This window comes from Sphingopyxis terrae subsp. terrae NBRC 15098 (assembly GCF_001610975.1).
Classification (GTDB): domain Bacteria; phylum Pseudomonadota; class Alphaproteobacteria; order Sphingomonadales; family Sphingomonadaceae; genus Sphingopyxis; species Sphingopyxis terrae_A.
Genome location: NZ_CP013342.1, coordinates 1,240,207 through 1,262,813, shown reverse-complemented (window position 1 = coordinate 1,262,813; position 22,607 = coordinate 1,240,207). Strand labels below are relative to the sequence as shown.

Genomic DNA, 22,607 nt, shown 5'->3' with positions numbered 1-22,607 from the left:
GGTCAGAATTCCTTGCTGACCTTGATCCCGATCAGTCGCGGCCTGATCGGCGTGTCGTAGAATACCCCCCCGGTGCCGGTCAGCCCGTCGGGATCGCCGCAGGTGGTTTCGAGGCACTGGACACCCGTATTGATGATGCCGTTGCTGTCGAACAAATTGGTCGCGAACAGTTCGGCCTTCCAATCCTCTCCCTTCACGCCGATGCTGATATCGGCGGTGGTATAGGATTTAAGCGTTCCCTTGAGCGCATTTTCAAAGATGCGAAGGTCGCTGCGCCGCTTGCCGATATGGTTGAGCGCGAACTGGACATGCCCGCCCAGGCCGCCGATCGGAAATTCGTAGCGCGTGACCAGATTGCCCTTGAACTTCGGCGTCACCGGAAGCTGCGTTCCCGACGGGGCGAGCAGCGCATTGGTCGCGCCGTCACTGCCGGGCAGGGTGCAGTCGAAACTGCTGTTTGCGATCAGGCAGAAATCCCGGCGAATCTGTGCATCATTGTAGCTCATCCCGGCGTTGATCGAGAAGCCGCCCTCGCGATAGCCGAGGTCGAGTTCGATGCCGCGAATGCGCGCTACGCCCGCGTTGCGGATTTCGGTCAGACCGTTGAGCCCGAGGAAGGAAAGCTGAATGTCTTTCCAGTCCTCCTGATAGATGGCGCCGTTGAAGCGCACCGGACCCCAGTTGGTCTTCCAGCCGAACTCATAATTGTCGAGCGTGTCCGGACCATAGGGCGGCAGGGTGCCGCGGCGGTTGATCCCGCCGGGACGGAAGCCGCGCGACCAGGTGCCATAGATCAAGGCATTGTCGCTGAGCTTGTACGTCAGGTTCAGCTTGTGAATGAAGCCGGTGTCCTTGGTCCGTTTGTCGAGGTTGGTACAGGGCGATCCGGCAACGATCGCCGGACCGAAGCAGGCGGCGACGCCGGTTCGGCTCGATACGCCCGCCGAATAGCCGAAGAAGCCGACCAGGCTGTTGTCGAACTTGTACAGACGGCCGCCGCCGGTCAGCGTCAGCTTGTCGGTGATGTCGTAGCTGAGCTCGCCGAACGCGGCATAGTCGCGGTCGACGCGGAACTGCTTAGTCAGCCAGATGTCGCTGGCCGTGCCGGGCACCTTCAGATCGTCGGCCAGATTGTCGATGATATAATTCTGTTCGATATTATGGCTCTGGCGCTGCCAGAACACGCCGCCGATAAAGCGGATCGGTGCGTCGGCTGGCGATGCGATGCGCGCCTCGACAAAGCTCTTCTTATAACGGTCGATGCCGTTGATATATTGGTTGGGGCTGATCAGATTGTTCGCATTGTCGCGCAGATAATAGCCCGAACCGTAGAGCGCGTCATAGAAATAGGAATAATCCGAATAGTCGCTCGCGACGTCGGTGCGGCGGCGCAGGTGACCGCCGGTGACGGTCAGATCCCAATTGCCGAGCTTGCCCTCGATCGTCAGGGCCGCCTGCAGCCATTTGTCCTTGCTCCATTCGGGATTGTACTGGACGGTCTGCAGCTGGCCGGTAACGGCGCTCGACCGTTCCTGCGAATAGCTACCGTTCGTCTTCTGGATCTGGCCCATGATCGTCGGACGCAGCGTCCAATTGTCGTCGAGCTCGATCCCGAGCGCGAGGCGCGCGCCATAGGTGTCGGCGTCGTTGTAGTTGTTTTCGACATAGGCCGAATTATTCTGGACGATGCCGCTGGTCGGATAGGTGCGGCTGCCCGGAATATTGTCGATATAGCCAGCATCGTGCCGGTACCAGCCGACGAGGCGCAGCGCCGCGCGCTCGCCGAGCGGCGCGTTGATGAAGCCTTCGGCGACACCGCCGAAATTGCCGTGCGCGACCGAATTGATCTCGGCCCCGATCTCGCCATAGGTGCCGCTGGCGTCGGGCTTGTTGGTGACAAGCTTGATCGTGCCCGCCATCGAACTTGCGCCATACAGCGTGCCCTGCGGCCCGGCGAGTGCCTCGACGCGCGAAAGGTCATAGGCATGGATGTCCAGCGCGCCCTGAATCGTCGTCACCGGCATTTCGTCGAGATAGGTGCCGACGGTCGGCAGTGAGGCCGAATGGTTTGCATTCTCGCCCGACGACACGCCGCGGAAATAGACCTGGGCAAAACCCGGGGCGGCCGTCTGGATCGTTACCGACGGCAGGAATTTGACGACGTCCTGAAATTCCTTGACCTGCAACTCGGCCAGTCTTTCGGTGCCGATCGCGGTGATCGCCATCGGCACGTCCTGCAGATTCTGCTCGCGCTTCGAAGCCGTGACGACGATGTCGTCGCCATTGGCCGGCGTCGTTTGCTGTGCGAGCGCCGTTCCCGACGTGCACAGGATCGTGCTGCCGAGCAGCAGCGCGCTGCCTTTCGTCAACACTGCTGAAACATTCCGCATAGAGACCCCCCTCGATGACAACAATGTGACGGAGAATGACGCGGTGCAGCGCAAGCGCAAGCATTGTCATCGCAACGGCGCGCGCGTTAGTCGAAAATGTCGGCTGCTGTTGCTCAAAGGCAACGAATTTGCGCGCGGCGGGCTAGTCGGCGAGCGGTGGAACCCCTGGATAAGCCTCCAGCACCGGACCGAGCGCCGACTTTAGCGGGTCGAGCCATGCGTCATAGGGGCGCCATTGATCGACGCCGTCGCGGTTGATGGGGCGGCGCACCTGTTCGCTGGATGCGGTACGCACGGCGCGATCATTGGTGTAAAAGGCCAGGCAGGCCTCCTCGAACGGGACGTTCAGATAGGCAAGCATCGCGCGAACCTCGCCCTCCGGATCGTCGAGCAGCGCCTCGTGAATCACGCGGTGAACCCGGCCCGGCTGGACCGCGTCGATATGCGCCATCAGGCGGACATAGTCGCGATAATAGGCGCCGATATCCGCCAGCCCATAGCTGAACGCCTGACCCTTGGCGAAATGCTGGCGAAAGTTCGACCAGCAGCAATCGAGCGGGTGGCGCCGAGCATCGATGACCTTTGCGCCGGGCAGGGTCAGGCGAATGAAGGGCAGGTAAAGCCAGTTGTTCGGAAGCTTGTCGATATAGAAGGGTTTGTCCGTCTTGCGCTGGACTGCAGTGCGCGCCAGAAATTGCCGGCCGAGGTCGGCCAGCGCATCGGAGCGCAGATCGGCCAGTGCTTCGACCCAGCGACGCGGGTCGCCCTTCGCATCGCGCCCGAGGCTAAGCGCCAGCGCCGGAATATCGGGCAATTCCATCGTGCCTTCGATGGCACTATGACTTGCCAGAATTTGCTCGATCAGCGTTGAACCCGCGCGCGGCAGGCCGAGGACGAAAATCGGATCGGGATCGGGCGCGCCCGCACCGGCCATTGCCGCAAAGCGTTCGGCCGGAAAATGGGCGATGATGGCATCGACCGTGGCGCGCGTATCTGCCGGATCATAGCCGAGTTGCGCCGACCGGATCGCATTGCCTGCTGCGTAGTGACGAAAGGCTGCGGCATGATCGCCGGCATCGTCATAGGCCTTGCCAAGCGCGAAGTGCAGATGGAGCCGGTCATCCGCGCGCGCCTCGTCCGTTGGCGCCGCATCGGCGAGCGCAGCTTCCATGGCGGATCGGTCGGCGGCGTCGAACCGAATGGTCTTCAGATTGGCGAGGCTCCACCAGATTTCGCCCAGCCCGGGATCGGTAGCGAGCGCATGGCGGTAGGCCGCGATGCTGTCGTCCTGCCGCCCGACCGTCTTGAGCATATGACCATAGCTCATCCACAATTTGGCGTGGCCGGGAAAGCGGCGGGTCAATTCTTCGTACAGCGCGATCGCTTCGTCATAGCCGCCGATACGGCCGAGGGCGGCGGCCTTCAGATTGGCGTGGGCCGGATTGACGGGATCGTCGCCGAGCACGGAATCGAGCGCCGCGACGGCTTCTGCAAAGCGATTCTGCTTGTAATAGACCGTCGCCAGATTGGCGCGGGCGGCGCCGAACCCCGGCGCGAGTTCGACCGCCCGCATCAGCAGCTTTTCGGCATCGCCATAACGGCCGATACGCCCGGCGACCTCGGCCAACATGCGGATCGCTGCGACATCGGTGGCGTCGTCGCGCAGGCGCCCGCGTAGCGCGACCTCGGCATCGGGCAGCCGATCTTCGGCAAGGGCGAGCGCCGCTGCGATCATTTCGGGATCGTGGATCGCCGCGCCGACGGCGTCGAGCGATGCCGCCTGCGCCTCATCCTCTCGTCCGAGCGCGCGCAGCGCGTGCGCGGCAAGGCGGTGGGCGGCGGCCGATGTCGGAACAACCTCGATAATCGCCCGAGCCTGCGCCAGCGCCGCGGCAGGCTGACCCGCCAGCAGATGCCGGGCGTTGGCGAGCGCCTGATCGTGCGTGACGGTCGCCAAACCCGCGCGCCTCAGCTCTTGGACCGGGCCTTGGCGATGGCGCGCTTCAGCGTGTCATAGCCGACCTGGCCTTGGAGCAGTTGGTTGCCTATAACCCAGGTCGGAGTCGCGTTGAGTTGGAGCTGGGTCGCGATCGCCAGATTCGCGTCGAGTTCACGCTGGAACAACGCCTCGTTCGCGGTCGCGTCGGCGCTGCCGTCGGTAACGACGCCCGCGCGCTGTGCCGCTGCGGCGATCGCCGAGGGGTCGAGCGAACTCGCTGCGAACATCGCGTGGTGGAAGGCGTCATACTTACCCTGCCGCGCGGCGGCGAGCGCCATCAGCGCGGCATCGCGGCTTTGCGGCGAGATGATCGGCAATTCGCGGAACACGACCTTCAGCCTTTTGTCCTCGCGGACCAGCCGGTCGACATCGGGCACGCTCGCCCGGCAGAAGCCGCAGGCATAATCGGTGAAGACGACCAGCGTGACGTCGCCGTCGGCATTGCCCGCCCAGGCGCCGGCATAGGGCTTTTCGAGCGCGGGGCGGATCGCGTCGATCGCCTTCGCCATTTCGCGGTCGCGCTGCGCCTCCAGCGCCTCGGGGATGATTTCGGGATTGGCGCGAATATAGTCGCCGACGATCGTCTCGACCTCGCTCTTGCTCATGCCGCCGCCGAAGCGGCCGCCAAGCCAGAAGGTCGCGCCGAGCAGCGCGAGCGCGGCGATGCCGCCGATCAGCAGGGTTCGCGTCGATACGCCGTCCATCATTCCTCCCTGGCGCTGCGGCAGGCGGCCCGCGGTCATCGCCTTGGTCCGCGCGGGCTTGGGCTTGGCCGGGGGCGTGACATGCGGGGTGCGATCATCGTCCGACGCGATTGCTGTTGCCGCTGCCTTGGCCGGCGTTTCCGCCAGCGTCGCGGGGATCGCTTCGCCGGCGAAGAGCGGCAGGTCGCCCGCGTTCCCGGCGTCGGCGGCGCGCGCCTCTGCCTCTTCGCGCGCGAGCAATTGTTCGAGCCCCGAGGGCGGCGGCGCAAGCTCTTCGGCGGCGGGACGCAGCTTGTTCGCGGCGTCGCCGATGCCGTCCTTGCCGGCGCGCGCAACCTGACCTGCGACCTGGCCGATTCCGGCCTTCGTCTTGCCCGCGACTTCGCCGATCCCGCGTCCGGCTTCGCTGGAAATTTTCGCGACCTTGTCGCCCAGCGCCATCTTGCCCCACGCCTCGCCGCTCGCGCTTGCTGCGCTGCGCGCCGCCTTCGCCGATCCGCGTCCGATGGCGCGCGCGGCGCGCGCGGCGCCGCGGCCCGAACGCTGCGCAAGGTCGCGCGTCCGCCGCGGTATCTCCATTGCCTCGACGCGGGCGGGAATATCGGCGCGTTCGCCGACATCGATCGTCCAGTCGGCAAAGGCCGCAGCGCCGTGCCGGATCGCACTCCATAGCCGCGCCGCACCCGCCTTCAGCTGCTCGCCCGTGACGCGCGGATCGCGCGCCGGAGCGGGCTGCGGCGTATAGCGGCCGACGTCGATGCCGACGGGGGGCGCGTCCTTCGGCTTCGCCAGCCCCTCGTCGGCGCGCGGCAGGGGATCGGGCGCCGGCGTCGGGTCGCGCAACCACGGCTGGTAATATTCGTCTTTCTTGTCTGTCACTTGTCGCCCTTGTGCATTCGCGAAATTGCGATGCATCCCCGAATTTCGTCGTGAATCTAGCGCCGTTTGCGCGTCCGTTCTACCTCGGCGCGCGCAACCATCGAAATATCCTGTGCACGAATCCAGTCGGGCGACCCTTGCGGCAGGCCCTGCATCGCCATTTCGGCATTACGCAGCGCGAGCATCGGCTGTCCACCCTCGAGACTGTAGCGTTCCGCCGAGGCGAGCGCGGCGCGCGCCTGATCGCCGCGGTTCGCATAGACAATTCCAAGCTGATACCAGGCAAACGGATTCTCGTTATCGAGCGCGACGGCGGTCTTCAGCACCTTCTCGGCCTCTGGAAAATTGGCCGGATCCTCGGTCGCGATCAACGCATGGCCGAGGGTCGAGGCGATCAGCGGCTGCGATTTCGAGTTGGCGACCGCTTTGCGCAGCGGCGGGATCGCTTCCTTGGGCCGACCGGATTCGAGCAGAACCTGGCCTTCGAGTTCGAGGAAATAAGGGTCTTCGGGATTGGTGGCGATCAGGGCATCGACCTCGTCCAGCGCCTTTTGCGGATAGGCGCTCTTGTGCCAGGCGTAAGCGCGGGCGTAGCGCGCGGGCACGCTCTTGTCGCTTTCGGGATATTTGCGCAGCGTCCGCTCGGGCTCTTCCATATAGCCGAGCAGCTTGGCCTTCACGCGCTGGAAGCGGGCCTCGAGCTGGGGGTCGCTCGGCTTGTCCCACGCCGGATCGACGACATAGACTTCGCGAAGCGCCTGGATGCGATCGCCAGACAGCGGGTGCGTGCGGCTGTAGGCCTGATCATCATCCTGTTTGACGGCATAGCGAAATTCGAGGTTCTGCAGCTTCTTGAAGAAATCGAGGCTGCCCCTGCCGCTGATCCCCGCCTTCGACAGATATTGGGCGCCGGCGGCATCGGCGGTCGCTTCCTGGACCCGGCTGAACGCCAGATATTTGCCGAGTGCGGCCTGCTGCCCTGCCATCATGATGCCCATTCCAGCGTCGCCGCCGCCCGCCGCGATCGCCGCGGCGCCGAGCAGCATACTGAGCAGCGAGATGCCCGTTGCGGTCTTGGCGCCGTCGCTGGCGCGGATTGCGTGGCCGCCCATGATATGGCCGAGCTCGTGGGCGAGTACGCCCTGCACTTCGTTGGCGCTGTCGGCGGTCTCGATCAGGCCGCTAAAGACATAGATGTCCTGACTGCCCGCCACGAACGCGTTGATGCTGCGGTCGCCGAGCAGGTGGACGCGCACCTGTCCGGGACGCAGCCCCGCCGCGACGAGCAGCGGGTCGACCATGTCCTGGAACAGCGCCTCGGTTTCGGCGTCGCGCAGCATCGACTGCGCCATCACCGGCCGCGCGGCAACGGCCACCATGGCGAGGAGCGTCATCAACAGGCGCAGCGCGGCGCGCCAGGCGCCCAGCCGGGCCAGGATGTGGGACGGGGACGGGGCGATCATCGCCGCCTGTCTTGCGCCGCGCGTCTGAACCTCGACTGAAGCCATGGAGACTTATTGGGGCGCCAGCCGCGCGGGCGCAAGGCGAGAGATGGTCGCCGCCGCGGTGACAGTCCAAAAAAGGGGCCCCCGCTTGCACGGGGGCCCATCTTTTTACGCGATGCAGGCGCGTCAGTTGCCGAAGGTGCGCTGCCACCAGCCTCGGCGGGGTTCGCCCGCTGGGGCGTCGCCGTCGGCATCGGCCTCGGCGGGGACGGAGACGGCTTCGTCCGCCGCATCGCCCTGCGGTGCGCTTGCCGTCGCTTCGGCGGGCTGCGCCTCGGCGGCGGCCGCCTTCTTGCTGCGGCTGGCGCGCTTCTTCGGCGCAGGCTTGGCAGGTTCCGCCTCCTCTACCGGCACTTCGGCGACAGGAGCGTCGGGCGCTTCGCTGCTCGCTTCGGCAGCGGCCGCTTCGGCAGCGATCGCCGCCTTGGTCTTGCGCGGCGCGCGCTTGCGCTTCGGCTTTTCGTCAGCCGGCGGCATTTCGGGGGCGGGAGCTTCGACGGCTTCCGGTTCGGGCGCGGTCGTGTCCGCGTCGCCTGCTTCGGCTTCGGCCTCGACCTTCTTGCGACCGCGGCCACCGCGGCGACGACGCGGCTTGGCTTCGCCTTCCTCGCTCGCTTCGGCGGCTACGGTTTCGACCGCACCATCGGCGCCGACTTCGTCGTCGCCGTCCTCGGCCTCTTCGGAAGCCGTTTCGCCCTCGGCGGTTTCGTTGCCCTCGTCATCGCGGCGACCGCGACGACCGCGGCGGCGACGCCGGCGGCGCTTGTTGCGTCCGCCTTCGCCATCGGCATCGCCCTCGTCACGCTCGCGTTCGCGGCGCGCGGGGCGTTCGGCTTCTTCTTCCTCTTCTTCGATATCCTCTTCGTCGACGATATCGTCGTCATCATCATCCTCGATCGGCGCGATCGGGGCGAAGCTGCGGCGCTGAACGGGCGGCGGGCCGCCGACCTCGATCGCCATGCGCGCGCCTTCGGTTTCTCCGTCGGGCAGGATTTCGACGCTGACGCCGTACAGATCCTCGATGTCGCGCAGTTCGCGGCGCTTTTCGTTGAGTAGATAGAAGGTTGCTTCCTGGCTCGCGCGCAGGATTATCTTGCTGCCCTTGCCACGTGCGGCTTCCTCTTCGATCAGGCGCAGCGCGCTGAGACCCGCCGACGATGCGGTGCGGACGAGGCCGGTGCCTTCGCAATGCGGGCAGGGTCGCGTCGACGCTTCGAGCACGCCGGTGCGCAGCCGCTGGCGGCTCATTTCCATCAGGCCGAAGCCCGAGATGCGGCCGACCTGGATGCGCGCGCGGTCATTCTTGAGCGCATCCTTCATCGCGCGCTCGACCTTGCGGACGTTCGAGCCATGATCCATGTCGATGAAGTCGATGACGATCAGGCCCGCCATGTCGCGCAGGCGGAGCTGGCGGGCGATTTCGTGCGCTGCCTCGAGGTTGGTGCTGAGTGCGGTCTGCTCGATATTATGCTCGCGCGTCGAGCGCCCCGAGTTGATGTCGATCGACACCAGCGCCTCGGTCGGGTTGATGACCAGATAGCCGCCCGATTTCAACTGGACGACGGGATTGAGCATCCCCGCAAGCTGATCCTCGACGCCATAGCGCTGATAGAGCGAAACGGGGTCGGCATATTGCTTCACGCGCCGGGCGTGGCTGGGCATCAGCAGCTTCATGAACTGCTTCGCCGCCTTATAGCCCTCTTCGCCCTCGACGAGCACTTCCTCGATGTCGCGGTGATAGATGTCGCGGATCGCACGCTTCACAAGGTCGCTGTCCGAATGGATCAGCGCCGGCGCGCTCGACCCCAGCGTCTTTTCGCGGATCTCGTCCCAAAGCCGGGCGAGATAGTCGAAGTCGCGCTTGATCTCGGTCTTGGTGCGGCTCATCCCCGCGGTGCGGACGATGCAGCCCATCGACGGCGGCAGGTTGAGCTCGTCGATCATCGCCTTCAATTTGCGGCGATCGGCGCCATTTGAAATCTTGCGGCTGATCCCGCCGCCGTGCATCGTGTTGGGCATCAGCACGCAGTAGCGGCCGGCCAGCGACAGATAGGTGGTCAGCGCCGCACCCTTGTTGCCGCGCTCTTCCTTGACGACCTGCACCAGCATCACCTGGCGGCGACGGATGACGTCCTGAATCTTGTACTTGCGGCGCAGCGACATGCGGCTTTCGCCATTTTCGTCCTCGTCGCGGCGTCCGCGTCCGCGGCCGCCCTTGCGCCCCCGGCCACGCCCGCGGCCCCGGCGACCCTTGTCGTCGCGATCGTCGCGCGATTCTTCGCCATCTTCGCCGTCGGCGTCGTCCGCGGAATCTTCGCGGCCATCATCGTCGCTGTCCTCGCCGATGGTTTGGGGGGCGGCAACGGCGGCGTCATCGTCGCCGGGCTCGTCGACATCGGCCACATCGCCTTCCAGCTCGTCGAGATCTTCCTCGGCGCGCATCGCGGCTTCGGCGGCATGCTCCGCCTCTTCGCGCAGCAACGCTTCGCGGTCTTCCTTCGGGATCTGGTAATAATCGGGGTGGATTTCGCTGAAGGCCAGGAAGCCGTGGCGATTGCCACCATATTCGACGAACGCCGCCTGCAGCGACGGTTCGACGCGGGTTACCTTGGCCAGATAGATATTGCCCTTGAGCTGCTTGTGCTCGGCGGACTCGAAATCAAACTCCTCGATGCGGTTTCCCTTGGTGACGGCGACCCGGGTTTCTTCCCGGTGCCGCGCGTCGATCAACATGCGCGTGGTCATTATTATTACTCCAGGCGCGCCGCAGCGCGCCAAACAAAAAGGCCGCCGCCGCCCGTGGAGGGCGGCTGCGGTCGATAGGGTTCAAACGGAAAAAGACGTTATTGCCGCGCGTGGCCCGCGTCCGGTCCTGGACGCGCATGCGGTCTTCCGTCACGTCGACGCGCGGCGCAAATGCGACTGCGTCGGCATGGGAAGAGGGCATGGCAAGCCTCATACGGCATCAACCTGTTACGGGGTGACCGTTATGGCAGGCGACGCTGGAATGGGGTCGGCCGCCGCCCGGTCATCCGGGTGGACTGACGGATATGCCTTTCCCCGCATGTCCGGCGCCAGGGAGGCCATGAACCGCGAATCGCGCGGGTCAGCCTTTCCCCTCAAAAGGCCGGACGGGATCGGGTCGGACACCGTCAGTGTGTCGGGTGCTAGCATCGGCACGGACCAACGGCAACCCAAAGCACGGCAGTCACATGGGAATGTTCGCGCGCGCCGACAAGGCGTTTCGCGTAATTCATACTGAATAGCCTGTTAACCGTGCCGGTTGACCGTGATTTGACGGGCGATGGCTAATGGCTGGTTCATCCTTTTTTGCGGCCGGAGCGCTCATGTTTTCGAATAAGCGCTGGACCATCGCGCGCCGGGGGCGGCATAACCGGGTGATGGGCCTGATCCTTGTCCTGATCGCGACGATCCTGTCGATGCCGGCGGCGATCGCGGGCGATATTCGCGCGGTCGAAATCGGCGACCGCGAGGTGACGCTGCGCTTTGCCGACGTCGTCGCGGGCGCGTTGGCCTTCGTCCTCGCCGGACCCGACCGCATCGCGCTCGACATTCTGGGCGCCGATCCTGGCCGTTCGCCGCAGGGCAGCGGGCTTGTCAGCGCGGTGCGCCAGGGGCGGCCGGCCGCCGACACGGCGCGCGTCGTGCTCGATCTGGCGCGGCCCGCGGTGGTCACCGACGCGCGCTTCGCCGCCGACGGGCGCAGCCTTTCGCTGCGCCTGCGTCCCGTCTCGGCCGACGAGTTCGAACGCGCCGCCAAGACGCCGCGCACCGAATGGCAGCCGCCGCTCAACTTTCGCGCCAAGCCGCCCGAAAAGCGCTACAGCGTCACCGTGCCGATCGGCGCGCCCAAGCCGGCGCCGGCGCTGCCCAAGATCGAAGGGCCGAATAATCCGCGCCTGCCGCTTGTCGTCATCGACGCTGGCCATGGCGGGCACGATCCGGGCGCGATTTCGCCGCACAGCGGCAAGCGCGAAAAGGATATCACGCTGGGGATCGCGCGCGCGATTCGCGACGATCTGGTCGCCAGCGGCCGCGTCCGCGTTGCGCTCACGCGCTCGGACGACCGCTTTCTGGTGCTCGAGGAACGCTATGGCATCGCGCGGCGGCTGAAGGCCGATCTGTTCATTTCGATCCATGCCGACGCGGCCGAGAATGAAGAGGCGCATGGCGCGTCGGTCTATACGCTGTCCGAAGTCGCCTCCGACCGCGAGGCGGCTCGGCTTGCGGCGCGCGAGAACAAGGCGAATATCATCAACGGCGTCGACCTGGGCGCGCACAGCGGCGAAGTCTCGTCGATCCTGCTCGACCTGACGCAGCGCGAGACGATGAATGTCGCGTCGGACTTCGCCCGTCTGCTCGAGCGTGAGGCGGCGGACGATGTCACCTTCCGCACCACCGCGCACCGTTTTGCATCCTTCGTCGTGCTGAAGGCCCCCGATACGCCGTCGATCCTGTTCGAAACCGGCTTCATCTCGAATAAGGAGGATGCGGAATTTCTCGCCTCGGCGGCGGGGCAGAAGAAGGTTGCGCGGGGCGTCCGCGATGCCATCCAGCTTCATTTTGCGCGGCAGATCGCCGCAGTCGGCCGCTGAACCAGAAAGTTAGTCTTGACTAACTTTTGACGTGCGCGCAGCTTTCGCCCGGTTCGCGGCGGGAGAGCGACATGGCGACGGCGGAGGCAGGATGGAGCAACTGGTCGGGTAGCGTCCGTGCCCCGGCAACGGTGGCGCGACCGACGGACGAGGCGGCGCTTTCCGCGCTGGTGCGCGAGGCCGCCAAGGTGCGCGCGGTCGGCGCCGGGCACAGCTTCATGCCGCTATGCCAGTCGGACGAACTGATCGTGAGCCTCGACGCGATGGCGGGCGAGCTCAGTATCGCCCCCGATCGTCAGACCGCGCGCATCCCGGCAGGATGGAGTATCAAGCGGCTGACCGAGGCGTTGTGGCAGCACGGCCTTGCGCTCGCCAACCAGGGCGATGTCAATCCGCAGGCGCTGGCGGGCGCGATGGCGACGGGCACGCACGGGACCGGCGTCGATCTCGGCTCGCTGTCAACCTTTGCACGCGGCTTCCGGCTGATCGGCGCCGACGGCGCGGCGCGCTGGTGCGACGCGCAGGAAAACTCCGATCTATTCGCGGCCCAGCGGCTGTCGCTCGGGCTGTTCGGCATCGCGACCGAGATCGAGGTCGCCGTCGTCCCCGCCTTTCATCTGGTCGAACAGATCGAGAAAAGGCGCTGGGACGAAATCCGCGAAAGCTACGACGAGCTTGCCGAGCAGCACCGCCACATCGAATTCTGGATTTTTCCGCACGCCGAACATGTGATCCTGAAGACGTTGACGCCGTGCGACCCGTGCGATCCGCCCCGCTCGACGAGCGATGTCGACGAAAGCGCTTTCCGCCGCGCGCTCGACGTCGCGGCCTTCGCGCCTTTTCTGACCCCGCTGCTCCAGCGCGCGATGATGAAGACGCGCTTCGATGGCGAGCGTCGCGGGCCCGCGCACAGCATCTTTCCGTCCGACCGCACGATCCGCTTCGAGGAAATGGAATATGAACTGCCGCGCGCCGTCGGCCTTGCCGCGCTCGACGCGGTGATCGGCTGGATTCGCGCCCGGCGTTTGCCCGTGACCTTTCCCTTTGAATATCGCACCGTCGCCGCCGACGATATCTGGATGAGCCCGATGAACGCGGGGCCGGTCGCTGCGATCTCGATGCATCAATATGCAAAAATGCCATGGGCTGATCATTTTGCTGGCGCCGAAGCGATTTTTCGGGCGCATGGGGGGCGGCCGCATTGGGCGAAGCGCCACACATTGACGCGCGCCGATGTCGATGCGCTTTATCCGATGGCCGAGCGCTATCGCGCGGTCCGCCGTGCTGCCGATCCCCACGGCAAATTTCTGAACCCGCATCTGGAGGCGCTGTTTTCATGAGCGACGATCTGACCCTGCACGCCCATCTTGTCGGTCGGCAGGGGTCGCGCGCCGACCTCAATACGCCGGTACTCGTCCTCGATATCGAGGCGCTCGACCGCAATATTGCGGCGATGGCCGGGCTGGCCGCCGCGCGCGGTATTGGCCTGAGGCCCCATGCCAAGACCCACAAGAGCGTCGATATCGCGAAGCGCCAGCTTGCAGCGGGCGCCGCCGGGGTCTGCTGCGCGAAGATCGGCGAAGCGGAGGCACTCGCCGACGGCGGCATCACCGGCATCCTCATCACCTCGCCGGTCGCCGCGCCGCGCGCGATCGAGCGGCTTGCGGCGCTGGCCACGCGCGCGGACCTGCTGATGGCGACGGTCGATCATCCCGATGTTGCGGAGCGGATCGATGCCGCGCTTGCGGTCCAAGGCGCGACGCTCGACGTGTTGATCGACATCGATCCCGGTATCGCGCGCACCGGGGTCGCCTCGCCCGAAAAGGCCGTCGACCTTGCCCGCGCCATCGCCGCGCTGCCGACGCTGCGCTGGCGCGGCGTCCAATATTATTGCGGGTCGCAGCAACATATCGAGGATTATGCCGAGCGCCGCGCCGCGATCGCCGAGCGCACCGATTATCTGAAGACGGCCCTCGCCGCGCTTGCCGACGCGGGCTTCGCGGCGGAAATCGTCAGCGGCTCGGGGACCGGAACGCACCATATCGACCTCGACCTCGGCGTCTTTACCGAGCTGCAGGCGGGCTCCTACGTCTTCATGGACAAGCAATATTGCGACTGCGATCTGACCGGCGACGGCGCGCCGCCGTTCGAGGTTGCGCTCGGTGTCGATGCGCGCGTCGTCAGCGCCAATCATAGCGGCCTTGTCACCATCGACGCGGGGTTCAAATCGCTGTCGACCGACGGCGGGGTCGCCGTGGTGCGGCGCGGCGCGCCCACGGACAGCTTCTTCGCCTTCATGGGCGACGAACATGCGGCGCTGGTCGCGCCCGGCATCGGCGAACGGATGGCGCCGGGCGATCCGGTGACGCTGACCGTCCCGCACTGCGACCCGACCGTCAATCTCTATGACCATTATCATGTCGTCGCAGGCGACACGCTCGTCGCCATCTGGCCGGTCAGTGCGCGCGGGCGCGCGCGATGAGCGTCGCGGCGAAGGCGCCGCCGAAGCAGGACCGCGCGCGCGCCACCTATGACAGGCTGCTCGATGTCGCGGGCCTGCTCCTCGCCGAAGAGGGCATCGAACGCATTTCGACCAACCGGATCGCCGCCGAGGCAGGGCTGAGCCCGCCCGCACTCTATCGCTATTTCGGCGACAAATATGCGGTTCTCGAAGCGTTGGGCCGCCGGCTGATGGAGCGGCAGAATGCAGTGCTGGAGGCGTGGATCGAGCGGCACCGGAGCGGCGGCATCGCGGCAATGGCCGATCATATCGGCGAACTGCTCGCCAAAACCGCCACGGTAACGCGCGCCGAGCCGGGCGCGGTGTGGACCTTGCGCGCGCTCCACGCGACCCCGCGACTCGTCCATGTCCGGCTCGAATCGCATCGCCACGTCACCGACCGGCTGACCGATGCATGTCTGCCCTGGCTCGTCGGCGTGCCGCGCGAGACTTGTTGGCGGTGGCTGCGCCTCGCGGTCGAGATCGGCTTCGCCGCCGACGAGATGCTCTATGAGGAAGATCGGGTCGCCGCCGATGCGGTGCTCGCCGACGCTGCGCGTCTGCTAAAGGCGTCGCTCCAGGATCTCGCGACGGACGGCTGACCGTCCGGGCGCAAGCCGCTTCCCTTTCGGCGAAGCAGGCTTTAGAGGCAAGCCAATCATGGTCGCCGACAGCACGTCCCACTTCCGTTACCGCCTGCGTCGCGACAGCAACGCCGTCATTGGCTGGTTCCGGCAGATGTGGACGCGGCGCTGGTTCCGCTGGCTCGGCTATCTGGCGCTGGCGGGCGTGGCCGCACTGGCGCTGCTGTGGACGATTTTCGCCCGTAACCTGCCTTCGGTCGACCAGCTTCGCGACTATCAGCCGCCGCTGCCGACGATGGTGCGCGACGGCGAGGGCAAGCCCGTCCACAGCTATGCACGCGAGCGCCGCGTCCAGCTGGAATATGCCGAATATCCCCAGCTTCTCGTCCGCGCCTTTCTCGCGGCCGAGGATCGCACCTTTTTCGAACATGGCGGGATCGACTATCCCGGCATCGCGACCGCGATCCTGACCAATCTGAAGCGCGACGGCCGCCCGGTCGGCGCCTCGACGATCACGCAGCAGGTGGCGAAGAATCTGCTGCTGACGGGCGAGGTCAGCTATACCCGCAAGATTCGCGAGGCGATCCTCGCCAAGCGGATCGAGGCGGCGCTTACGAAGCAGCAGATCCTCGAACTGTATCTGAACGAAATTCCGCTCGGCCGCCGCAGCTTCGGCGTCCAAGCGGCCGCGCGCGCCTATTTCGACAAGGATGTCGACCAGCTCGCGCTTCACGAAATGGCCTTCCTCGCCATTTTGCCCAAGGCACCCGAAACCTATGGCCGCGCGCGCAATACCGACAAGGCGATCGCGCGGCGCAATTTCGTGCTCTCCGAAATGTTCCGCAACGGCTGGATCACCGCGGCGCAGCGCGACGCCGCGCAGGCGATGCCGCTCGGCCTCTCTGAAACGGGCAACAAGGCGGTCGCGCAGGTCGGCGGCTATTATATGGAAGAGGTGCGCCGCCAGCTGATCGACCAGTTCGGCGAGACCCCCGAGGACGGCCCGCTCAGCGTCTATGGCGGCGGGCTTTGGGTGCGCACCCCTTATGACGACAAGATGCAGCGGGCCGCGACCGGCGCGCTGCGCCGCGGCCTCGTCCGCTACGACACCGGCAAGGGCTGGTCGGGACCGATCGCGCGGATCGAGGCCGACGACAAATGGCGCAGCCGCCTCGCGTCGAGCTTCATCGGCATCGACTACGACAATTGGCGCGTTGCCGCGGTGCTCGCCAAAACGGCCGGCGAGGCGCGCATCGGCTTTGCCGACGGCGAAGAGGGGCGCCTGCCCGCCGGTGCCGCGAGCATGGGCTATCGCAAGACGGGCGGCAGCGCCTTTTCGGCGATGCGTCCGGGTGACCTGATCGCGGTCAAGGCGACCGGGCCCGGCGTCTATACGCTGAAGAACATCCCCGAAGTGTCGGGCGGCATGGTCGTCGAAAGCCCCCATTCGGGCCGCATCTATGCGATGCAGGGCGGGTTCGACGTTCGCCTGTCGCCGTTCAATCGGGCGACCCAGGCCGAACGCCAGCCGGGGTCGACGATCAAGCCCTTCGTCTATGCGACGGCACTCGACAATGGCATGACCCCCGCGACGCTGATCGTCGACGGCCCCTTCTGCGTCTATCAGGGCGCGCGCTTCGGCAACAAATGCTTCCGCAACTTCGGCGGCGCGAGCGGCAGCGGCGAACATACGATGCGCTGGGGCCTTGAGCAGTCGCGCAATCTGATGACGGTCAGGACGGCGAGCCAGATCGGGATGGAACCGATCGTCGAAACGATCAAGACGATGGGGATCGGGACGCACGAACCCTATCTGTCGACCGCGCTCGGCGCCGGGTCGACGACGGTCGAAAAGATGGTCAACGCCTTTTCGATGCTCGCCAACCACGGCCGCGAGCTCAAGCCGCGACTGATCGACTATGTCCAGGATCGCCGCGGCAAGGTGATCTTTCCCAAGAACTGGAGGCCCTGCGAGGGGTGCAACAGCGACGATTGGGATGGAAAGCCGATGCCGCGCTTCACGCCGTCGGGCAAGCAGCTGATGGACCCGATGACCGCCTATCAGGTGGTCCATATGCTCGAAGGCGTCGTTCAGCGCGGGACCGCGCAGGTGCTGCGCGATCTGAACGTGCCGCTGTTCGGCAAGACGGGTACGACCACCGGCCCGACCGACGTCTGGTTCGTCGGCGGCACCCCCGACGTCGTCGCCGGCCTCTACATGGGCTATGACCAGCCGCGCAGCATGGGCGGCTATGCGCAGGGCGGCAGCCTCGCCGCGCCGGTATTCAAGCAATTCTTCCTCGAATCGCTGACCGACCGGCCGCCGGTGCCGTTCATTGCGCCGAAGAATATCCGCATGGTGCGCATCGACCGCCAGTCGGGCCGCCGCGTCTATGGCGCGTGGCCGGGGACCGATCCCAAGGCGGCGATCATCTGGGAAGCCTTTAAGCCCGAAAGCGAACCGCGCCGGACGATCCGCGAAGAAGAGATCAAGCCTGCCGCCTCCGCCAAGCGACCCGATGCCCCGGTGCAGGAAGGCAATGGCCGGCGCAGCGACGCCGACTTCCTCGACGACCGCGGCGGTATCATCTGACGGCTTGCCTCGCGCGGCGGAGCCACTATGGCCGTCGCCTACAGTTTCAGGAGCAAAGACCATGCGCGCCGAAGCGCAGGATCATGTCGATACCATCAACGCCGCGCTGGCGCTCTTGCGCCGTTTCCTCGACTGGGACCGCGCGGTGCGCCGCCTCGACGAACTTAATGCGAAGGTCGAGGACCCGACGCTTTGGGACAATCCCAAGGCGGCGCAGGATGTCATGCGCGAGCGCCGCCGTCTCGACGAGGCGATCACCGCGACGCGGTCGATCGAAAAGGAGATGGGCGATACGGTCGAACTGATCGAACTTGCCGAGATGGAGGGCGACGAGGCGCTGGTCGATGACGCGGTGCAGTCGCTCGCCACGCTGGCGGCGCGCGCCGAAGAGGACAAGATCAAGGCGCTGCTCGCGGGCGAAGCCGACAGCTATGACTGCTATATCGAGGTTCACGCCGGCGCGGGCGGCACCGAAAGCCAGGACTGGGCCGAAATGTTGCAGCGTATGTATATGCGCTGGGCCGAAAAGCGCGGCATGAAGGTCGAACTGATCGAATATCAGGCGGGCGAACAGGCGGGCATCAAATCGGCGACGATGCTGGTCAAGGGCGAGAATGCCTATGGCTATGCCAAGACCGAGAGCGGCGTTCACCGCCTCGTCCGCATTTCGCCCTACGACAGCTCGGCGCGCCGCCACACCAGCTTTTCCAGCGTCTGGGTCTATCCGGTGATCGACGACAATATCGAGATCGAGATCAACGAAGGCGACCTCAAGATCGACACCTATCGTGCGTCGGGCGCGGGCGGGCAGCACGTCAACACGACCGATTCGGCAGTGCGTATCACGCACATCCCGACCGGCATCGTCGTCGCCAGCCAGAACGACCGGTCGCAGCACAAGAACCGCGCGACCGCGATGGGGATGCTGAAGGCGCGAATGTACGAGGCGGAGCTCCAGAAGCGCGAAGCCGCGGCTTCGGGCGAATATCAGGCCAAGACCGAAATCGGCTGGGGTCACCAGATCCGCTCCTATGTCCTCCAGCCCTATCAGCTGGTGAAGGATTTGCGCACCGGCGTGACCTCGACTGCGCCCTCCGACGTGCTCGACGGCGCGCTCGACCCCTTCATGGCAGCGGCGCTGTCGCAGAAGGTGACAGGCGAAAAGGTCGAGGTGGAGGATATCGACTGATGCGCCGCCGCGCGGCCCGGCCTGCGGCGCTGCCGCTGTTCGCCGCGCTGGCCGCGCTGTCGCTGCTCGGGGGATGCAAGGCGCCGTGGAGCGAGAATAGCGACCGCCCCGAAACCGCGCGCGACTTTCCGCCTGCTGACCGTCCGGTCGCGCCGATCACCTCGACCAAATGGTCGACCGAAGAGGCGCGGGACCGCGTCAACGAAGCTGACGACATCATGGATTCGGCCGACGTGCGCCCCGGCATGACGGTGGCCGATATCGGCGCCGGCGACGGCTATTATACCGTGCGGCTCGCGCCGCGGGTCGGCCAGTCGGGCCGCGTGCTGGCGCAGGATATCCAGCCCGAAGTGATCGAGCGGCTCGCCGACCGTGTCGCGCGCGAACGGCTCGACAATGTCTCGCTCAAACTTGGTGCGGTCGACGATCCGCGCCTGCCCGCGGCCAGCTTCGACCGCGTGTTCATGGTCCATATGTATCACGAGATCGGCGAGCCCTATGCCTTTCTGTGGTGCCTGCGCCCGGCGCTGCGCCAGGACGGGCAGGTGATCGTCGTCGACGGCGATCGTCCGATCGCCCAGCATGGGACACCCTTTCGCCTGCTCGTCTGCGAATTCGAGGCGGTGGGCTTCAAGCTTCTGTCCTATGACGACAAGGCACATGCGGGCGGCTATCTCGCGCGCTTTGTACCCGACGGTCAGCGCCCAGCGCCTACAGCCATCAAGGTCTGCAAGAACCCCTAATAGACCAGCAGCCTGTCGTCGGCGCGGGCGTCGGCAAGGAAGCTGACGAGGCCGGCGGCGCGCACCTGCGGCACCAGGTCGTTCGCCGTCATGCCCGCGAGCGCGATACCCGACTGACAGACGAACAGGTCAACATCCATCGCCATCGCCTCGGCGATCAATGCGGCAAGCCCCGGCTGACCAACCGCCTCGCGCGCACCGTCGCCGGCAAAGGTGACGGGCGTGCGCAGCAGCGCCGCCGCCTCGCCCTGCAGGAACAGCCGGGCCGGGCGGCCGAGCGCCGCGGCAGCAATCCCTGTCTCCAGCGCGGCATAGAAGCGCGCACCGTCACAGCTCGCGACGATGATGCTCAGGCGCTGCATATCGGACATGTCGGCTCCTTTGCGACACCGACCTCGCGCCAGCGGCGATCGAGCATGTCGAGGATGGCGAGGCGGCCGGTCAGCGGCTGGCCCCAGCCGGTCAGCGCGCGCACCGCTTCGAGCGCGGCCATCGTTCCGACCATTCCGGCGAGCGCGCCCATCACGCCCGCTTCGGCACAGTTGATGCCGGGTCGGTCGGGATCGTCCCCGACCAGACAGGCGTAGCAGGGGCTGTCGCCGCGCCAGCCTTCATAGAGCGCGATCTGTCCCTCGAACGCGCCGATGGCGGCGCTGAGCAGCGGAATCTCGCGCGCGACCGCCGCGCGGTTGACCGCGAGGCGGGTGGCGAAATTGTCGCAACCGTCTAGGATCAGCCTCGCATCGGTCAGCAGCGCTTCGGCATTGCCCGTATCGAGCCGCGCCTCGACCGCCACCGCTTCGACATGGGGGTTGATGCGCCGCGCGGCGTCTGCCGCGACGACCGCCTTGGGACGGCCGATGTCGGCATCGGTAAACAGCGGCTGACGCTGCAGATTGGAAAGTTCGACGCGATCATCGTCGATGATCGTCAGCCTGCCGACCCCCGCTGCCGCCAGATAGGTGATCGCCGGACAGCCGATCCCGCCCGCGCCGATCAGCGCGACATGCGCCGCCTTGAGCTTCGCCTGCCCCGCGCCGCCGAACTGCGGCAGGATGATCTGGCGCGCATAGCGGTCGAGTTCGGCGTCGCTGAGCAAGACCTATTCGCCCGGCCGCCGCATCTTCATCGCCGAGAGCGACCCGACATTGGCGGGCGCATCCTGATCGCCTTCGCTCTGTTCGGCGGCCGTGCCGCTCGCGACCCCGGTCGATCCGAAGCCGCCCGCGCCGCGCGCCGTTTCGTCGAGCGTCTCCACCTCGGCAAAGGTCGCGCGCTGGACGGGCGCGGGCACGATCTGCGCGATGCGGTCGCCGCGTTTGATTTCGAACACCTCGTCGCCGAGATTGGCGAGGATCACCTTCACCTCGCCGCGATAGTCGCTGTCGATCGTCCCCGGCGTGTTGAGGCAGGTGATGCCGTGCTTGAGTGCGAGGCCCGAGCGGGGGCGCACCTGCACCTCATAGCCTGCGGGAATCGCCATCGCGAAGCCGGTCGCAACCGCGTGGCGCGCGCCGGGGCGCAGCGTCAGCGTCTCGGCCGCGACGATGTCCATCCCCGCGGCGCCGTCGCTCGCATAGGCCGGAACCGGCAGGCCGCCGCCGTTGGGCAGGCGCTGGAGGCGGATCTCAATCATCGGCAAGCGGGACGCGGGTATCGAGTTCATAGGCGATTTTTTCCATCAATTTGCGGGCGACGGCTTCCTTGGGCAGCCGGTCCCAACTCTCGACGCCAGCCCTGCTGACGATATGAACGCGGTTCGTCTCGCCGCCCATCGGGTCCGCCGACACATCGTTGGCGACGATCAGGTCGCAGCCCTTACGGGCGAGCTTTGCCTGAGCATGGGTGATCACGTCGTTGGTTTCGGCGGCGAAGCCGACGAGCAGCGGCGGGCGCTTGGCGCTCTTCGCGACGCTCGCCAGAATGTCGGGATTTTCTGCCAGGGCGAGCGGTGGCACCTCGCCGCTGCCGTCCTTCTTGATCTTCTGCGCCGATATGTCGGCGGCGCGCCAGTCGGCAACTGCGGCGACCATGATCGCGGCGTCGACGGGCAGTCCCGCCTCGACCTCGGCCGCCATTTCGCGCGCGGTTTCGACATCGACGCGAATCACGCCCGGCGGCGTCGGCAGCGGTACCGGTCCCGCGACCAGCAGCACCTCCGCGCCCGCTTCGGCGGCGGCTGCGGCGATCGCGAAGCCCTGCTTGCCGCTCGACCGGTTGGCGATGTAGCGGACGGGATCGATCGGTTCGTGGGTCGGTCCCGCGGTGACGAGGATGCGTCGGCCAAAGAGCGGGCGGTGGCGCGACGGCGCGAAATCGGGCTGGCCGCCGAGCGGTCGGACAACCGTGCCTTGCACCAGCGCCGCCTCGACCGCCGCCTTGATTGCTTCGGGCTCGGGCAAGCGGCCGGGGCCATATTCGCCGCACGCCATTTCGCCCGCGTCGGGCTCCATCACCGTCACCCCGTCGCCGCGCAGCGTCGCGACATTGCGCTGCGTCGCGGGGTGCAGCCACATGCGTACGTTCATAGCCGGCGCCGCGAGCACTGGCTTGTCGGTCGCGAGCAGCAAGGTTGTCGCCAGATCGTCGGCGATGCCCCCCGCCATCTTTGCCAGCAGGTCAGCGGTCGCGGGGGCAACGACGACCAGGTCGGCTTCGCGTGAAAGCTGGATATGCCCCATCTCGACCTCGTCCTTCAGGTCGAAAAGATATGTATATACTTTATTTTCAGAGAGGGCCGCGAGCGTCAGCGGCGTGACGAACTGCTCGCCCGCGCGCGTCAGCACGCAGCGTACGCTATGGCCGGCTTTGCGGAGCAGGCGCACCAGCTCGATGGCCTTGTAGGCGGCGATGCCGCCGCCGATGATCAGAAGGATACGCCGATGGGTCATGACCCTATCCTATA

Annotated in this window: 15 protein-coding genes and 1 pseudogene; 7 read left to right on the top strand and 9 right to left on the bottom strand. The window is 66.3% G+C overall.

From position 1 onward, the window contains the following. Window positions 1-2: 2 nt before the first annotated feature. The 5 genes from AOA14_RS06095 to AOA14_RS06075 all read right to left on the bottom strand — a co-directional run bounded on the left by AOA14_RS06095 (window position 3) and on the right by AOA14_RS06075 (window position 10,222). The gene (locus AOA14_RS06095) at window positions 3-2,390 is read right to left on the bottom strand and encodes a TonB-dependent receptor (protein WP_062901173.1); all 2,388 of its coding nucleotides are present in this window, start codon (window positions 2,388-2,390) and stop codon (window positions 3-5) included. Between the two features lie 142 nt (window positions 2,391-2,532). Continuing rightward, window positions 2,533-4,347: a tetratricopeptide repeat-containing sulfotransferase family protein gene (locus AOA14_RS06090; protein ID WP_062901172.1), complete on the bottom strand. Its 1,815-nt coding sequence runs from the start codon at window positions 4,345-4,347 to the stop codon at window positions 2,533-2,535. A gap of 11 nt (window positions 4,348-4,358) precedes the next feature. After that, on the bottom strand, window positions 4,359-5,972 hold the full coding sequence (locus AOA14_RS06085; RefSeq protein WP_234179258.1) for a DsbA family protein: 1,614 nt from the start codon (window positions 5,970-5,972) through the stop codon (window positions 4,359-4,361). Between the two features lie 56 nt (window positions 5,973-6,028). Further along, on the bottom strand, window positions 6,029-7,435 hold the full coding sequence (locus tag AOA14_RS06080) for a M48 family metalloprotease (protein ID WP_409372291.1): 1,407 nt from the start codon (window positions 7,433-7,435) through the stop codon (window positions 6,029-6,031). A gap of 168 nt (window positions 7,436-7,603) precedes the next feature. Further along, window positions 7,604-10,222: an Rne/Rng family ribonuclease gene (locus tag AOA14_RS06075; protein ID WP_062901170.1), complete on the bottom strand. Its 2,619-nt coding sequence runs from the start codon at window positions 10,220-10,222 to the stop codon at window positions 7,604-7,606. Window positions 10,223-10,824: 602 nt separating this feature from the next. On the opposite strand from AOA14_RS06075, the gene AOA14_RS06065 reads away from it, so the two are divergent. The 7 genes from AOA14_RS06065 to AOA14_RS06035 all read left to right on the top strand — a co-directional run bounded on the left by AOA14_RS06065 (window position 10,825) and on the right by AOA14_RS06035 (window position 19,702). Continuing rightward, entirely contained in the window at window positions 10,825-12,093 is a 1,269-nt protein-coding gene (locus AOA14_RS06065) for an N-acetylmuramoyl-L-alanine amidase (protein WP_062903036.1), read from the top strand. Window positions 12,094-12,164: 71 nt separating this feature from the next. After that, window positions 12,165-13,433, top strand: coding sequence for a D-arabinono-1,4-lactone oxidase (locus AOA14_RS06060; protein WP_062901168.1), 1,269 nt, complete (start codon window positions 12,165-12,167; stop codon window positions 13,431-13,433). Further along, window positions 13,430-14,575: a DSD1 family PLP-dependent enzyme gene (locus AOA14_RS06055; RefSeq protein ID WP_062901167.1), complete on the top strand. Its 1,146-nt coding sequence runs from the start codon at window positions 13,430-13,432 to the stop codon at window positions 14,573-14,575. Before AOA14_RS06060 ends, AOA14_RS06055 begins: the two co-directional genes overlap by 4 nt. Continuing rightward, entirely contained in the window at window positions 14,572-15,195 is a 624-nt protein-coding gene (locus AOA14_RS06050; protein ID WP_062901166.1) for a TetR/AcrR family transcriptional regulator, read from the top strand. The genes AOA14_RS06055 and AOA14_RS06050 overlap by 4 nt, the downstream gene beginning before the upstream one ends. 58 nt (window positions 15,196-15,253) lie before the next feature. Next, window positions 15,254-17,770 (top strand): penicillin-binding protein 1A, encoded by a 2,517-nt coding sequence (locus AOA14_RS06045; RefSeq protein WP_062901165.1) that lies wholly within the window; start codon window positions 15,254-15,256, stop codon window positions 17,768-17,770. Window positions 17,771-17,831: 61 nt separating this feature from the next. Continuing rightward, window positions 17,832-18,959 (top strand): peptide chain release factor 2, encoded by a 1,128-nt coding sequence (prfB, locus tag AOA14_RS06040; protein ID WP_040590389.1) that lies wholly within the window; start codon window positions 17,832-17,834, stop codon window positions 18,957-18,959. After that, window positions 18,959-19,702 (top strand): class I SAM-dependent methyltransferase, encoded by a 744-nt coding sequence (locus tag AOA14_RS06035; protein ID WP_062901164.1) that lies wholly within the window; start codon window positions 18,959-18,961, stop codon window positions 19,700-19,702. The genes prfB and AOA14_RS06035 overlap by 1 nt, the downstream gene beginning before the upstream one ends. On the opposite strand, the gene AOA14_RS06030 is transcribed toward AOA14_RS06035, so the two are convergent. From AOA14_RS06030 to coaBC, 4 genes and pseudogenes are all read right to left on the bottom strand, one after another. Next, window positions 19,699-20,073 (bottom strand): DsrE family protein, encoded by a 375-nt coding sequence (locus AOA14_RS06030; RefSeq protein WP_238929735.1) that lies wholly within the window; start codon window positions 20,071-20,073, stop codon window positions 19,699-19,701. The genes AOA14_RS06035 and AOA14_RS06030 overlap by 4 nt on opposite strands. After that, entirely contained in the window at window positions 20,052-20,801 is a 750-nt protein-coding gene (locus AOA14_RS06025; RefSeq protein ID WP_062901162.1) for a HesA/MoeB/ThiF family protein, read from the bottom strand. The genes AOA14_RS06030 and AOA14_RS06025 overlap by 22 nt, the downstream gene beginning before the upstream one ends. A 105-nt stretch (window positions 20,802-20,906) precedes the next feature. Further along, a pseudogene (gene dut / locus AOA14_RS06020) lies at window positions 20,907-21,368 on the bottom strand (dUTP diphosphatase); the annotation flags it as partial. Next, complete coding sequence (gene coaBC / locus AOA14_RS06015; RefSeq protein ID WP_062901160.1) at window positions 21,331-22,593, bottom strand: bifunctional phosphopantothenoylcysteine decarboxylase/phosphopantothenate--cysteine ligase CoaBC; 1,263 nt, start codon at window positions 22,591-22,593, stop codon at window positions 21,331-21,333. The gene coaBC and the pseudogene dut, both read right to left, overlap by 38 nt. Between the last annotated feature and the right edge of the window lie 14 nt (window positions 22,594-22,607).